Source organism: Bacillus sp. NMCC4 (assembly GCF_002998555.1).
In the GTDB taxonomy this organism is placed as follows: domain Bacteria; phylum Bacillota; class Bacilli; order Bacillales; family Bacillaceae; genus Bacillus.
In genome coordinates, this window is record NZ_PVRA01000003.1 from 337831 (window position 1) to 352896 (window position 15066).

Annotated in this window: 16 protein-coding genes; 12 read left to right on the forward strand and 4 right to left on the reverse strand. The window is 40.8% G+C overall.

The features are described 5' to 3' along the window. Positions 1 to 156: 156 nt before the first annotated feature. Positions 157 to 774, reverse strand: coding sequence for a nitroreductase family protein (locus C6Y02_RS09175; protein WP_034660941.1), 618 nt, complete (start codon positions 772 to 774; stop codon positions 157 to 159). Positions 775 to 913: 139 nt separating this feature from the next. Here C6Y02_RS09175 and C6Y02_RS09180 point away from each other — a divergent pair, with 139 nt between their 5' ends. Both C6Y02_RS09180 and C6Y02_RS09185 read left to right on the forward strand, forming a co-directional pair. After that, positions 914 to 1246 carry a winged helix-turn-helix transcriptional regulator gene (locus C6Y02_RS09180; protein WP_034660940.1) on the forward strand — a complete coding sequence of 111 codons (333 nt, stop codon included), beginning with the start codon at positions 914 to 916 and terminating at the stop codon, positions 1244 to 1246. Positions 1247 to 1321: 75 nt separating this feature from the next. Further along, positions 1322 to 1540: a hypothetical protein gene (locus C6Y02_RS09185; RefSeq protein WP_024422697.1), complete on the forward strand. Its 219-nt coding sequence runs from the start codon at positions 1322 to 1324 to the stop codon at positions 1538 to 1540. A gap of 40 nt (positions 1541 to 1580) precedes the next feature. Here C6Y02_RS09185 and C6Y02_RS09190 read toward each other — a convergent pair whose 3' ends face one another. Continuing rightward, positions 1581 to 2054, reverse strand: coding sequence for an Hsp20/alpha crystallin family protein (locus C6Y02_RS09190; RefSeq protein WP_034660938.1), 474 nt, complete (start codon positions 2052 to 2054; stop codon positions 1581 to 1583). Positions 2055 to 2149: 95 nt separating this feature from the next. Between C6Y02_RS09190 and rarD the strand changes: the two genes are divergently transcribed. The 4 genes from rarD to bshB2 all read left to right on the forward strand — a co-directional run bounded on the left by rarD (position 2150) and on the right by bshB2 (position 4446). Continuing rightward, entirely contained in the window at positions 2150 to 3055 is a 906-nt protein-coding gene (gene rarD / locus C6Y02_RS09195; protein WP_106031086.1) for an EamA family transporter RarD, read from the forward strand. 78 nt (positions 3056 to 3133) lie between these two features. After that, positions 3134 to 3415, forward strand: a complete 282-nt coding sequence (locus C6Y02_RS09200) for a hypothetical protein (protein ID WP_034660935.1) — start codon at positions 3134 to 3136, stop codon at positions 3413 to 3415. Continuing rightward, the gene (locus C6Y02_RS09205; protein ID WP_034660934.1) at positions 3412 to 3762 is read left to right on the forward strand and encodes a YojF family protein; all 351 of its coding nucleotides are present in this window, start codon (positions 3412 to 3414) and stop codon (positions 3760 to 3762) included. Before C6Y02_RS09200 ends, C6Y02_RS09205 begins: the two co-directional genes overlap by 4 nt. An 18-nt stretch (positions 3763 to 3780) precedes the next feature. Beyond that, positions 3781 to 4446 (forward strand): bacillithiol biosynthesis deacetylase BshB2, encoded by a 666-nt coding sequence (gene bshB2, locus C6Y02_RS09210; protein WP_034660932.1) that lies wholly within the window; start codon positions 3781 to 3783, stop codon positions 4444 to 4446. Positions 4447 to 4492: 46 nt separating this feature from the next. Here bshB2 and C6Y02_RS09215 read toward each other — a convergent pair whose 3' ends face one another. Further along, on the reverse strand, positions 4493 to 5854 hold the full coding sequence (locus C6Y02_RS09215) for an MATE family efflux transporter (RefSeq protein ID WP_106031087.1): 1362 nt from the start codon (positions 5852 to 5854) through the stop codon (positions 4493 to 4495). Between the two features lie 58 nt (positions 5855 to 5912). Beyond that, positions 5913 to 6038 carry a hypothetical protein gene (locus C6Y02_RS19615; RefSeq protein ID WP_003215647.1) on the reverse strand — a complete coding sequence of 42 codons (126 nt, stop codon included), beginning with the start codon at positions 6036 to 6038 and terminating at the stop codon, positions 5913 to 5915. A 78-nt stretch (positions 6039 to 6116) separates the two neighbouring features. Here C6Y02_RS19615 and cdaS point away from each other — a divergent pair, with 78 nt between their 5' ends. From cdaS to sucA, 6 genes are all read left to right on the forward strand, one after another. Continuing rightward, on the forward strand, positions 6117 to 6743 hold the full coding sequence (cdaS, locus tag C6Y02_RS09220; RefSeq protein ID WP_060596554.1) for a sporulation-specific diadenylate cyclase CdaS: 627 nt from the start codon (positions 6117 to 6119) through the stop codon (positions 6741 to 6743). A gap of 404 nt (positions 6744 to 7147) precedes the next feature. Further along, a complete protein-coding gene (locus tag C6Y02_RS09225) occupies positions 7148 to 8455 on the forward strand; it encodes a C40 family peptidase (protein WP_066030765.1) in 1308 nt (435 codons plus the stop codon). Between the two features lie 76 nt (positions 8456 to 8531). Beyond that, on the forward strand, positions 8532 to 9110 hold the full coding sequence (locus C6Y02_RS09230; protein ID WP_034660928.1) for a superoxide dismutase family protein: 579 nt from the start codon (positions 8532 to 8534) through the stop codon (positions 9108 to 9110). Positions 9111 to 9199: 89 nt separating this feature from the next. Beyond that, on the forward strand, positions 9200 to 10078 hold the full coding sequence (locus tag C6Y02_RS09235; RefSeq protein WP_003215912.1) for an ATP-binding protein: 879 nt from the start codon (positions 9200 to 9202) through the stop codon (positions 10076 to 10078). An 11-nt stretch (positions 10079 to 10089) separates the two neighbouring features. Continuing rightward, entirely contained in the window at positions 10090 to 12006 is a 1917-nt protein-coding gene (locus C6Y02_RS09240) for a vWA domain-containing protein (protein WP_106031088.1), read from the forward strand. A gap of 224 nt (positions 12007 to 12230) precedes the next feature. Then, positions 12231 to 15065: a 2-oxoglutarate dehydrogenase E1 component gene (sucA, locus tag C6Y02_RS09245; protein WP_106031089.1), complete on the forward strand. Its 2835-nt coding sequence runs from the start codon at positions 12231 to 12233 to the stop codon at positions 15063 to 15065. The last annotated feature ends 1 nt before the right edge of the window (position 15066 follow it).

Genomic DNA, 15066 nt, shown 5'->3' on the forward strand with positions numbered 1-15066 from the left:
TCATTTTGGCGAATATCATACTAATATAACGCTTTCATTCTTAAAAAGGGAGAAAGAATGGAGGTGAAAAGGAGTAAAGTGAAAAGAAAGTATGTAGGAATAATATTTAAACCAAATAAAAAAAGCCTCAGCATGAAAGCTGAGGCCTTGCCAATTTTAAAGGAAATCAGATACTTGTTCGATGTCGAAACGATTGCTTTTATGAGCTTCTTTCGCTGCTTTACCAACTGAAATCAACATGACTGGCTCATAACGTCCGCTTACATTGAATTCTTTGATGAAGGCGTCTTTACTGAAACCACCCATTGCGCATGTATCATAGCCCATTGCTTTTGCAGCAATCATTAATTGCATAGCAGCTAATGAAGCATTTGAATACGCAGCTTCACGTGCATACTGCTCGCTTTGGTATGCGCCATTGATTTGAGTCATCAATGTTTCTTTGATGTCTTCAGTAATGAAGCCTTGTTCTGCCAGCTCACTGTAGATTTTTTCACCATTTTGATTGGCTTCAAGATCACCTAGTACAGCAATAACAGCTGATGCTTGTGAGATTTGCTTTTGGTTGTAAGCGATTGGAAGTAACTTCGCTTTAGATTCAGCACTATGGAAAACAGTGAAATGCCAATGCTGAAGGTTCCACGCAGATGGTGCTTTAGTTGTGATATCAAGCAGCTCTGTTAGCTCTTCTTTTGTCATTTCATGAGTTGTATCATACTCTTTTACTGAAGCTCTTTGTTTTAAAATGTCAATTGTTTTTTGATCAGTCGCCATATGGATATTTCCTCCCGTTTTTGCAAATAGTATGGTACAATAACTAAAAAAGTGAGAAACTTACTTATTGTAACTAGAGCTATTTTAAATTGTATACCGTTAGTTTGTCAAACAATCATGAAAAGAAAGGCTGAAATTTATGGAATTTCAATTATGTCCACACATTCAGCAAGCTTTTTTACTGCTAGGCAAAAGGTGGAATGGTCTCATTATTCATGTATTGCTTGATGGCCCAAAGCGCTTTAAAGACATGACGGACATTATCCCATCTATCAGTCAAAAAATGCTCGCAGAGCGTTTAAAAGAACTTGAGCAAGAAAGGATTATAGAGCGAACTGTTCTGCCTGAGACGCCTGTTAAAGTCATTTATTGTTTAACTGAAAAAGGAAATGCGCTAAATAATGTGTTTCATGAGGTATCTAGGTGGGCAGGGGAGTATACAGAATCTCATGAAAAAAAGGAGCAAGCCTAGTTTCAGGTTTGCCCAAACGTTTTGACTCCTGATGAATATGCTGATGTTAGGCACATGACAAAGGAGGAGAAATGCATGTACCCTCATACTCCGTATTTCCGAGGCGGCGCCCCTGGCATTCCGCCATATGAATCCAGAGTCCCTTTGTTTTTTGGTTTTGGCGCTCCTTTAGTCGGCGGACTGCTTGGCGGATTTTTAGGAAGTGCGATTTTTAATTATCCCCGTCCATATTACCCGCCACCACCACCGCCTGCTCCACCACCTTATGGCGGCGGATATCCACCATACTATTAAGAAAAAAGAGTAAGCCTGCTTCTATATGAAAGCAGGCTTTTTATAATGGAATATCGATTTCAGAGATCCCCGGATCATCATGCTTTAAAAACATAATCTCCAAAATACCGTCCTGATACGAAGCCTTCGTTCCTTTTCTTTTTACAGCAGCAGGAAGGACAACTTTCTTCTGCGTGCCTTCCTCAGGAAAATGATCAATAAACAGCAGGTTGGCTGTATGTTTGATTTTTACTTTTTCTGTGTTCGGCCGAGCAAGCTCAATTTTAACGAACACGTGATCAGTGGTTTCGAACACTTCCACTTCGGGTTCTTTTTCTTTTTTGACGTCTGTTTCTCTCGTTTTTTGATGTTGAGAGAGTGGATCCTGAAAAGGGAACTGAGCAGGATAATTGGAGCCGAATACACTTTCCATCACTTGATTGACATACTGCTCAACGTCTTTAGGGTCTGAATTCTTTAAGGCTTCTTTTGAAAATTGCTTTTGAAAAGGGAATAATCGGTTCCAGTCAAACATGCAAATCATCCTTTCTAAATGCCCTGAATTAGTATATGCCCATTCACCTGAGTGCGTGCTATAATATACGATAGGTTTAGAAAGGAATGGTTAGATTGAACGATCAGCAACAATCAAAAGGTGTTCTCTATACGGCAGCATCTTTTACATTATGGGGATTATTCCCGTTATATTGGAAACTGATGGAGCATATTTCGTCAGGCGAAATTTTAGCGCACAGAATTTTATGGTCATTTGTTTTTATGTGCGGTATTCTTCTGTATTTAAAACAAGTCCGGCCGGCGATGCAGACAGTGAAGGGTCTCATGCTGGATGGTAAAGCACTTTTTTCACTACTTTTATCTGCTATTTTAATTTCGGTTAACTGGTATGTGTACATTTGGGCAGTCAATCACCATCTCATGCTAGAAGCTAGTTTAGGGTATTATATTAATCCGCTTGTCTCTGTTTTACTAGGCATCATTTTCTTGAAAGAGCGGCTCAATAAATTACAAACCATTGCGATACTAATTGCCGCCACTGGGGTGATTCTTTCCACGATTCAGTACGGTTCATTTCCTGTCGTTGCGATATTACTTGCCTTTAGCTTCGGTTTTTATGGATTGATTAAAAAAAGAATGAGCTTCACGAGTGCAATTGGATTGACAATTGAAACGCTGCTTTTAGCCCCGGCGGCCCTTGTGTACATATTGTTCTTCTTAAAAGAACCTGTGGTGACAATGAATCCTAACAGCTTCGGATCGCTTGGTCTCTTATTCTTTGCAGGGGTCTTTACAGCGGTGCCACTTCTTTTATTCTCTGAAGGCGCAAAAAGAATTCCTCTTTATCAAGTGGGCATTTTACAATACATTGCACCGACGATTACGCTGTTTTTGGGGTTATTTGTGTATCACGAGCATTTATCTTCAGCTAAAATCGTGACGTTTCTTTGTATCTGGGTGGCGATTTTATTATTTACTACCTCTCAATTACGCATGAAAAAAACAGCGAATTCTCATTAAGTGGAACAAGCAGTTTGCTTTTTTTTGAATGCGGATCATGTCATAATAAGTTGTTACCAAAACTGTAGAGGTGATTACATGTCATCTGCCAATGAGCTTGCAGCCGCTTATCAATCTTTATGGAAAAATCGTCAGCTTGATGTCGATGATATGTCTTCTTTACTCGAGGCGATATGTGATGATTTAAGCGATGCGCGCACTCATCCGCGGGCGAGAAAATCATTCCATCAAAAATATGTGCTCGCTGTAGAGAGAATATTAGAAAGTGAGCTTGAGCATGATCATCAGCTGCAGCTGATCAGCTTACATACAAAAAAGCTGCGAGAATTAATTCAAAATGAAGGAAGGAACCACTCATGAAACCAATTCAAACGGAAGATGTCACAACACATCTTGAATCGTTTTTAAATCGTCCAGTTTTCGTTCATCTTGAAACGACAACTGGTTCTTATTCAGCTCATGTAAATGAACAAAATATGACGGTCGTGGCATATATCCGAAATGCGAAAGTCGTCTATTCACAGGCGAAAATAAAAGGACAAGGTCCGTACCGTGTTGGAATGAAAACAGAAGATGGCTGGATTTACGCAGAAGGATTAACGGATTATGTGTTTGATGACCATGGCCGCCTGCTGTTAGCAGGGCACTTGCCAGACGGAAAACTAGCGATCTCATTACAAATTAGTGAAACACCATTTCAGGTGTAGAAGAAAGGGTGACGAGTCATGAACGAACATGTACTAGTGATGTTGCCTCACCCAGATGATGAATCCTTTGGGGTTGCAGGTCTCATTGCACAAAGCAGAAAACGCGGAATCCCAGTCACGTATGCATGCGGGACACTTGGGGAAATGGGCAGAAATATGGGCAGCCCAACATATGCCAATCGTGAAACACTTCCTGAATTAAGAAAACAGGAATTAATCAATGCCTGCAAAGAAATGGATATCACAGACTTACGTATGCTTGGACTTCGTGATAAAACATTGGAATTTGAAGACGACGAGTATTTAGCTGATGTGATGGAAAACATCATTGATGAAGTCAAACCTACACTGATTGTCACGTTTTATCCAGGACACGGTGTACACCCTGATCATGATGCTACAGGAGAAGCGGTTATTCGCGCTCTTTACCGTAAGAAAAAAGAAGACCGTCCTGTCACATACTGCATGGCCATTACGAGAAATAGAGAAGAAGTGCTGGGAAATGCAGATATTATGATCGACATTACAGATGTAGCAGATATCAAATTAAATGCACTGAGAGCGCATAGAACGCAAACAGAAGGCATGCTGAGAGAGCTTGAACAGAAGCTGAAAAACAAAGAACCTGTCGTCCAAAAATGGTTCGATGAAGAAATTTTCTGGACGTACCAATGGAATGACTAAATAAAAAAGCAGCTGACATCGATCAGCTGCTTTTTTTGTGTCGTCTTTAGTGATTGGGCGCTTGCTGAAGCAAGCGTTTTTCAATCAATCTGAGACGAATAAAGAGGACGACGGCACCAGCGGCAAGTCCTGCAATGAGACCAATCCAATAGCCAAATGCCCCAAATGAGGTATAGGTGCCAATCAAATAGCCGGAAGGAAGACCGATCACCCAGTAAGAAACAAATGCGGCAATGAGCGTATAGTTCACATCTTTATAGCCGCGCAGAGCCCCTTGAATGGGTGCAGCAATTGCATCTGACAGCTGGAAAAAGATCGCATAAATCAAAAAGTGCTGTGTCAACTGTAAAACAGCCGATTCAGCTGTGTATAAACCAGCAATCTCTGGTCTAAATAACAAAATGAGTGCCGCCGTACACAATGAGAATAATACCGCCGTTCCAATTCCGATATAGCTGTAGTTTTGCGCGTCTTTATACCGCTTGGCACCGGATTCAAACCCAACGACAATTGTTAAAGCCATTGAGATACTGAGCGGTAAAATATATAAGATAGAAGCAAAGTTCATCGCAGCCTGGTGACTTGCAATCGTCACAGTATCAAAGTGACCCATTAACAGCGTGACAGCTGCAAAGATACTCGTTTCAAAAAAGATCGCAAACCCAATAGGAAGACCGATTTTTAGTATTTGCCCCATACGGGAGATATTGATTCGAGGCAGTTTTTGAAACAAACGAAATGAGGCAAATGGTTCTGCTTTCATGACAATACAAATACTCATGATGAAAATGGCCCAATACGTCATCGCAGATGCAAGGCCAGCTCCCGCACCGCCAAGCTTTGGAAAGCCAAAATTCCCAAAAATAAATACATAGTTTAAAGCAAAGTTAATAGGAAGTGCTGTTAACGTGATGAACATCGTCACACGTGTTTTCCCTAATGCATCAATAAATGACCTGAGTACCGAATAACCAAACAGCGGGATGATACCAAAAGCAAGAAAACTGAGAAAATGCCGCGCAGTATCCTCTACGGATTGCTCAAGTCCAAGTCCACCTAATACGTAAGGGATGCTGATTGTACCAATCGCAATCACACCGATACTTAAAAGAAAGGATAAATAAATCGCCTGAAAGACAGCCTTGGGAACATCTTTTTTATGCCCAGCGCCCATCAGCTGAGCGACAATCGGCGTAACGGCCATTAATATACCAGCAAGTCCTGTATAAACGGGTGTCCAAATACTAGAACCGATCGCAACACCCGCAAGGTCTTCTGCACTCACTTTTCCAGACATTACGGTGTCTAAAAACGTAATAAGCGAAAGACCCGCTTGAGTGATTAAAATCGGAATCAAAATGGTTAAAAATAGTGTCACCTTAGCTCGAATGCTATTTGTTTCTCTCATCATAAGTTCCTCTCTGAACAGAAATAACGAGAGGATTATATCATGCTATGTAAAAAAATCAATTCTCCGTCGGATTATTTTTCTTAGATGGCTTCGTTTTTTTAAACATTTGGGCATAAATAAAGGAAAGACTGACAACACCTAAAATGCTGCAAGCATATTGAATCACTTTCTGAATGGTCATATTAAGTCACCTCCATATCAATAGAATGCGCATAATTTGTTATTTTATGACAACAAAAAGGAGGAGGGAAAAGATCAAATGATCAATCGTACGAATGAAGAAGCGCTATTTAAAGTGGACATGAGAACACACTTGATGAAAATCATGAAGGATGCAAGTGACATTATTGATTCCCTTGATGAGATCGAGCAATGTCTACTTTGTGATCTCGAGTCATTACATGATGAGTTTAATGAAATGCACGCAGAGGCTTCCTCGTTTTATTTGCAATCGTATATGGAAGAATTCACACCTGGATTTGCTCAATTTTCGTTAGCCATTGAGAACTTATCAAAACAAAAACACGGGGCACTTATTGTGATTCAAAGGCGTGATGAGGTTGAGGATTTTATTCAAAAAGGGACAAATCTTCATGCGAAAATTAGTGCTTCATTAATAGAAAGCATTTTCTACCCAGGAAATCCACTTCATGATGGTGCTCTTTTAGTCAAAGAGAATACACTCGTATCTGCTGCAAATGTGCTCCCGCTTACTTCAAAAAAAGTTAATCCTTCTCTCGGGACAAGACACAGGGCCGCGATCGGACTCTCTGGTATGACCGATGCACTTGTTCTCGTCGTATCAGAAGAAACGGGAAAAATGTCGTTTGCGAAAGAAGGAGTCCTTTATCCGCTCACTGTAAAAGAACCTGAAATAAGGAAATAAAAATGAATCGCTGCATTCTTCATTCGGAAGGATGCTTTTTTTCATTTGAGGAGAAAAAACAGCCAATTGAGTAAAAAGTCATTTGATACAGAAAAATTTGTCATGTAGAATAGAACTATGAAACTAGCACCGTGCTTGTTTTGACAAATTTCTAAACGTCAACTTAAAAATTCCTTAAAAAATGTTTATAAATACAGCAAACTGCCGATAGAAACGATATGGCTTTGTTTTAGCATTTTGAGTTGGCTGCTTTAGCCTATTTGTTATTGCCCAAAGTCTACATGTCGAGTAATATAATAGAAATAAAGATAAAATAGTGCAAGAGAAGCAGAACCATTAAATGCTAAACTCAAAACTAGTACATAAGTCTTATTGAATGAAATATGAAAGGCGGAGATTCATCTATGAAGAAAAAAGTAGTAACCGGCCTCACAGTTTCAGCGATCGCTGGCTCAGCTGTGTTTGCTGCACCGGCAGAAGCACAGACGATCAAAGTGAAAAGCGGTGACTCACTTTGGAAGATTGCCGAACAGTACAATACAAGTATTTCGGAACTTCAATCTCTTAATCAACTAAAAACGACGATGATTTTTGCAGGACAAAGCTTGAAAATTCCTGGCGCAAAAAGCAAAAAATCCAGCTCGTCAACTGGATCAAAAGCAACGAAATCAAATGCTTCAACGACATCAAGCTACACTGTAAAGCTTGGAGATTCTTTATGGCTCATTGCAAAAAATCATAAAATGTCAGTCGCAAGCTTAAAAAGTCTAAACAGCTTAAACAGTGACTTAATTCGTCCTGGACAAAAGCTAAAGGTATCTGGAAGTACGAAGACAAGCGGGGGCCAGTCATCAAACTCCTCTTCAAATTCCAGCTCAAACAATAAGACAACGAACTCAAATAGTTCATCCTCATCAAGTACATACAAGGTTAAATTAGGGGATTCTCTCTGGAAAATTGCGAATTCGCTCAATATGTCGATTGGTGAAATCAAAACATTGAATGGGATAAAATCTGATATGATTTATCCGAATCAAGTATTGAAAGTAAAAGGGACGGCTGCATCAAAACCAAGTCAGCCGAAAGCACCTGCTAAACCAAGCAACCCGCCTTCAAGCGGGAAAGCGACATCTTATACTGTAAAATCAGGCGATTCCTTATGGAAAATTGCGAATCAATTTAAAGTGCAGGTTCAATCCATCCGCACAGCCAACAGCTTAAAAAGCGATGTGCTTAGAATTGGACAAGTTCTAAAAATTAATGGTGCAGCTTCAGGCTCAACTGGGTCGAATGGTTCTACGTCTAACGGTTCAACAACTCCGGTCAATAATAACAAAAATGATGTGCCGATGAATGCAAAAATCACGACGATGATCCAAGAAGGGAAAAAGCTGACAGGCATTCCTTACAGATGGGGCGGCAATACACCATCTGGTTTTGACTGCAGCGGCTTTGTTTATTACCTCATTAATAAAGTTTCGTCTGTATCCAGATTAAGCACAGCAGGCTACTGGAGTATGATGAAACCTGTGAGCACACCTCAGGTTGGCGATTTTGTTTATTTCACAACATACAAAGCGGGTCCATCTCATATGGGACTATACCTTGGCGGAGGAGATTTCCTTCATGCAAGTGACAGCGGAGTTGGGATCTCGAACTTAAGCAACCCATATTGGAAAAAAGCCTATTTAGGTGCAAAACGTTTCTTCTAAAAAAAGCCGATTTTCGGCTTTTTTTGTTTGCCTATTGTTCAGATTGTCCATACTGATATCAAAAGGGGGCAGTCATATGAAAAAGTCAGTGTGGGTGATCATGATGTGTCTGGTCTTTGTCGCAACAGCATGTCATGCACCGCCGAAAAAAGAAACGACAGAAGAAATCAGCGAGGTTGCAGCACCTAAACAAGCACCAGTTACCACGACACTCATCAATGAAAACGGGCAAAAAATAGGCAGCATCGAAGTAAGAGATTCCTCGGAAAATGGGCTGGATTTACATGTGAAAGCGAAAGATCTGCCGCCTGGTCCTCATGGCTTCCATATTCACGAAACAGGAATATGTGAAGCGCCAGATTTTGAAACGGCAGGGGCTCACTTTAATCCAACACACCGGGAGCATGGATTTGATAACCCAAAAGGCCACCACGCTGGAGATATGCCTAATTTAGAAGTTGGGGCAGATGGACAAATTGATGTTGTCGTGAATGTACCAGATGTGACGTTAAAGGGAGGTCCAAACCAATTAATCGATCAAAATGGACGGAGCTTTATCATTCATGCAGAAGCAGATGATTACTTAAGCAACCCTTCTGGAAACTCAGGGAAACGCATCGCTTGCGGAGCGATTACAAAAGAAATGGTAAAATAACAGATGTCTAGCCTTTATGTATTGAGTGCATAAAGGTTTTTTTAGTATACTTGGTGAGGAAAATGATCGAAGAGAGGAATTAATCATATATGTTTAACGAACAATCACTCCCAGAAGAAATTCAAGCAATGATTGAAGCAAAAGCAAAAGGACTAGAAGAAGAATTCCGTCCGCTTATTGGAACAGGCGGCTATGAATCACAGGATACGTCTATCATACAAGATGCGATGATTGCACTAGCACTCGGCAAAAATGTTCTTTTAAAAGGGCCGACTGGCTCAGGTAAAACAAAACTAGCAGAAACTTTATCTGCTTTCTTTCAGCAGCCGATGCATAGTGTGAACTGCTCGGTTGATCTTGATGCAGAAAGTTTGATTGGCTATAAAACCATTCACAATGATGGTCAAGTTGCTTCTATTGAATTTATTGAAGGACCCGTAACGAAAGCGATGAAAAAAGGCCATCTTTTATATATTGATGAAATCAACATGGCGAAGCCGGAAACACTGCCTATTTTAAACGGTGTACTCGACTACAGAAAAATGATGACAAACCCATTTACAGGCGAGGTCGTTCGAGCAGATGAAGGCTTTGGCGTGATTGCGGCAATCAATGAAGGCTATGTCGGCACAGTGCCTCTAAATGAAGCGTTAAAAAACCGTTTTGTTGTGATTGACGTTCCATATATCGGCGGCGGTATCCTAAAGGATGTACTGCAATCTCAATCTGTATTAAAGGATGAACGGTTAATCGATCAATTCGTGCAGCTCTCATCAGACCTCATTACACAGGCGCACAACGGGCAGGTAAGTGAAGAAGCTGCATCTATTCGCGCACTCCTAGACACATGTGATCTTGCGCAATACATCCCGCCGCTTCGTGCAGTTGAACGAGGGATTGTTGAAAAGCTAGAAGATGACCGGGAAAAAGCAGCGGTAAGAAATATTGCCCAAACATTATTCGAGTGAGGTTCTGACTTTTGAAATTCATCAAATTTAATGACAGCAGAATCGATTCATTTTTATTTATGGAATTAACGGATTTAGCTAAAACGTTAGCAAAAAGTGATGATGTCGAGCTTGAATACGGAGTGCATTCTTACTATGAGCCTTTTGAAAAGAAAATTTTCATCAGCCATTTTTGGGATGATCGTAAACAAGAAGACATGACAGCCGGGCTAAAAAGTGATGTGTTCCTCCGTGCAGTAGGAACCGTTTATAGTGATCTGACTGTCTTTCAGGAAATTATTCGCTATGCCCATACAATTTCCATTCCTGATCTATGTAAACAATTGTTTATGCTGTTTGAAGATATCCGGATTGAAGAGCGAATTAAACGCGATCGCCCAGGAACAAAAAAGGTATTTAAACGAAGAAGAGAGCTGTACCGGCGACACTTTAAGACGCAATTAACAATTAACCAAGAGCGAAGCATTCTAACGGATGCACTCTATTGTGCAATGTATGTGAAGCTGACAGCTGATTCGCCGCTGGAAGAGATTCCGCCTCTACACGAGCGGATCAACCCAATGATTCCGTTTGTTGAATCAAGTCTTGAGCGTGTATATGAAGCGGGTTCAACCGGAGATATCGCAGTCATTGTCAAAGAATTAATGGAAGGCTTTGATGAGCTTCTTGATAAGGATATGCTGAATACGTACTTTTTCTTCCCGGAATTGGACTATGAAAAAGCGGCAAAAGAACCGCTGTTTCATGACTTGAAAAGAAAACCTAAATTAAGTGAGGACATCAAAGTCGACCGGGAAAAAGAGGGCGATGAAGATATCCACCAGGAGTATATGGAAGTGTGGCATCGAGAAACAGAAGCGCCGTCAAAAAGCTTCCTTCAATTTGATTTAGAGCACGGCGGTAAAAGTGATCTCGGGAAGGATGCAGCAAGAGAAGGCGATGACGGAGATCAAGCACTCGGCACTGTCCAAGGCTCTGCCAAGCAAACATACCGAAAAGATTATTCAAAGCTTGAGGCGCTGGAAGAGGCTGAAGGGGAAGAAAGCGGGGCGGATGCTCATGAGAATGGAAAAGAGAACAAATATGCGTTTCCAGTCATGATTTCACCTGATCCTCCCGCGCCAGAACAAATCAATGTATACAAGCAGCACGCTAAGGAGATTGAGCCTTATCAGAAACGCTTAAAACAGATGATTCAAAAAACGCTCGAACACAAAAAATCATGGCCAAAAACGGACCTTCATGCAGGGCGTCTGAGTAAAAAGCTGATTCGTTATTTTACAGAGTCTAACCCGCGTCTTTTCTATAAAAAACAGGCACCTTCTTCGGAGATTGATGCTGTTTTCACTTTATTAGTAGACTGTTCTGCCAGCATGTTTGACAAGATGGACGAGACGAAAAAAGGAATTGTTCTATTTCATGAAGCGTTAAAATCCGTTCAAGTCCCACATCAAATTGTAGGATTTTGGGAAGATACAAACGACGCAACCGAAACCAGTCAGCCGAACTATTTCAACACGGTCGTGTCGTTCAAAGATTCTTTATTTGATGCAGGTCCTTCCATTATGTCCCTTGAACCAGAAGAGGATAACCGGGATGGCTATGCGATTCGCCAAATGACAAAAATGATTTTAAAACGAAGAGAAGAGCAAAAGTTTCTCATTGTCTTTTCAGACGGAGAGCCAGCTGCCTTCAGCTACGAACAAAATGGGATCGTCGATACACATGAAGCAGTTCTTGAGGCGAGGAAAAAGGGCATTGAGGTGATCAATGTGTTTTTATCCAATTCGCCGATCGAAGAAGCACAGATAAAAACCATTCAAGATATGTATGGCAAGTTCAGCATTTTTGTACCAGATGTCGATACATTGCCGGATGTTTTATATCCATTACTGAAAAAATTACTGCATAAAAGCATTGGGGCATAAGGTTTTGCCCCTTTCTTCAAAATATTTTTCGGAATGATTTAAATTTTTTGTTTTTCTGTGAATTTTTTATCTTTAATTGAACAAAGAATGTAGAAAGTAATCCGAAACAGTGGTAGAATATTATTGGAAGCGTTTTATTACATAAATTTGGTCATTGTGTTCTGGAAGTTATATCGAGATAGTGTTCAATCACTTGATGATCAAAGTTGGGGGTAGTGTTCAAAATGTTTCAAAATGATGTGAAACAACCGTTGAGTTGGGAAGAATTTCATGGTCCGAACCTCGGCTATGTGCTCGAGCTCTACGATCAGTATGTCCAGGATCCTACTAGTGTTGATGAAGATCTAAGAGGCATATTTGATGAACTTGGTGCACCACCGAGTGAAATGAAGGAGGAAATTGGGAAAAAAGAAAATAGCGTAGTTACTTCTGAACAAATCCAAAAGATAGCATCAGTCGTTAAACTGGCAGAAGACATCAGAACGTATGGCCATTTAAATGCTTCCGTCAATCCTCTTCGCAAAGAAAAGGAATTACAAGAGCTGTTTCCTTTAAAGGAGTACGGTTTAACAGAAGAAGACGTCAAGAATATTCCAATATCTATTATTAGTCCTGACGCACCAAAACACATTTCAAACGGCATAGAAGCCATTAACCATTTGAGAAATACGTATAAGCGTACCATTTCATTTGAGTTTGATCACGTGCATGATTTCGAAGAACGAAACTGGCTCTCAAAATCGATTGAGTCTGGTGAACTATTTAAGAAAAAGCCAGCGGATAAACTAGTTTCTGTTTTCAAGAGATTAACAGAAGTTGAGCAGTTCGAACAGTTTCTTCATAAAACATTTGTTGGGCAAAAGCGCTTCTCAATAGAAGGATTAGACGCACTTGTCCCAGTACTTGATGAAATTATTTCAGAGTCTGTTACACAAGGGACTTCAAATATTAACATTGGAATGGCACACAGAGGCCGTTTAAATGTATTAGCACATGTGTTAGGAAAACCATATGAGATTATTTTCTCAGAATTCCAGCATGCGCCAAATAAAGAGCTTGTTCCATCAGAAGGCTCTATCGGCATCAGCTACGGGTGGACAGGTGATGTAAAGTACCATCTTGGAGCAGATCGCCAAATTAAAGACGAAGATACAAAGAGTGCAAGAGTTACGCTTGCCAATAACCCAAGTCACTTGGAATTCATTGATCCAATCATTGAAGGAAGCACACGTGCCGCTCAGGAAACACGTACTCAAAAAGGTTATCCAGCCCAAGACGTTGAAAAGGCATTAGCCATCTTAATTCATGGTGATGCGGCATTTCCTGGAGAAGGAATTGTGGCAGAAACATTAAATTTAAGTCAACTTGTAGGCTATCAGGTGGGCGGAACAATCCATATCATTGCAAACAATATGATCGGATTTACAACAGAAAGCAATGAATCTCGCTCAACAAAATATGCAAGTGACCTTGCAAAAGGATTTGAGATTCCAATTGTTCACGTCAATGCAGATGATCCAGAAGCATGTTTAGCGGCTGTTCAGCTAGCTGTAGAATACCGCAAACGCTTTAAGAAGGATTTCTTAATTGACTTGATCGGTTACCGCAGATTCGGTCATAACGAAATGGATGAGCCTTCTACGACTCAGCCGATGCTGTACGATGCAGTCAGAAAGCACAAAACGGTCAAGAATATCTTTGCAGATAAACTTGTTACAGAAGGTCTTCTAACGAAAGAGCAGCGTGAAGAAATCGAGCAGGCTGTAGCGACGAAAATAGAAGAAGCCTATCAAAAGGTGCCTTCAAAGAAAGAGCATACGATTCAAGAAATTGAACTGCCAGAACCAGTATCAAATGGCTTCCCAGCAGTAGATACATCAGTAGAATTTGATGTATTACGAAAGCTGAATGAAGAATTGATCAGCTGGCCGGAGGATTTCCAAGTATTTGGTAAGCTCAAGCGGATCCTTGAAAAACGTGCAAAAGTGTTTACAGATGACCGTAAAGTAGAATGGTCGCTTGGGGAAGCACTTGCATTTGCATCTATATTAAAAGACGGTACGCCAATTCGAATGACCGGACAGGATTCAGAGCGCGGTACTTTTGCTCAAAGAAACCTTGTTCTTCACGACAGTCAAACTGGAGATGAATTTATTGCTCTTCATGAGCTGAGTGATGCAAACGCATCATTTACTGTTCATAATAGTCCACTGTCAGAGGGCTCAGTGATCGGATTTGAATATGGTTATAATGTCTATTCTCCTGAAACGTTAGTCATTTGGGAGGCTCAATTTGGAGACTTCGCAAATGCGGCTCAAGTGTATTTCGATCAATTTATTTCAGCTGGCCGCGCAAAATGGGGGCAAAAATCAGGTCTAGTGATGCTCTTGCCGCATGGATATGAAGGACAAGGACCTGAACATTCAAGTGGTAGAACAGAGCGTTTCCTGCAATCAGCTGCTGAGAATAACTGGACAGTGGCGAACTTGACAAGTGCAGCACAATACTTCCATATCCTTAGAAGACAGGCGAAAATGCTGCTTCGTGAAGAGATTCGTCCGCTTGTCATCATGACACCGAAGAGTCTGCTTCGTAATCCGAACACATTGTCTGAAGTCCAGGAATTAACGGATGGACAGTTCCGTCCAGTTCTTGAACAGCCAGGCCTTGTGCATGATCACGAAAAAGTATCGCGCCTCGTGCTATCTAGCGGGAAGGTATCAATCGATATTAGTGATCGTTTTACCCAAATGGAAGAGGCGAAAGATTGGCTTCACATTGCGAGAGTGGAACAACTATATCCATTCCCAGCCAAAGATATTAAAGCGATTTTATCGAAACTAAAAAACTTAGAAGAAATCGTATGGGTGCAAGAAGAGCCACAAAATATGGGGGCTTGGGGATACATTGAGCCATATTTACGTGAAATTGCGCCTGAAAAAGTAAAAGTACGTTATATCGGCCGAAGAAGACGTTCAAGTACGGCTGAGGGTGACCCAACTGTGCATAAAAAAGAACAAGAACGAATTGTATCTGATAGCTTGACTCGCAAAAACTAAG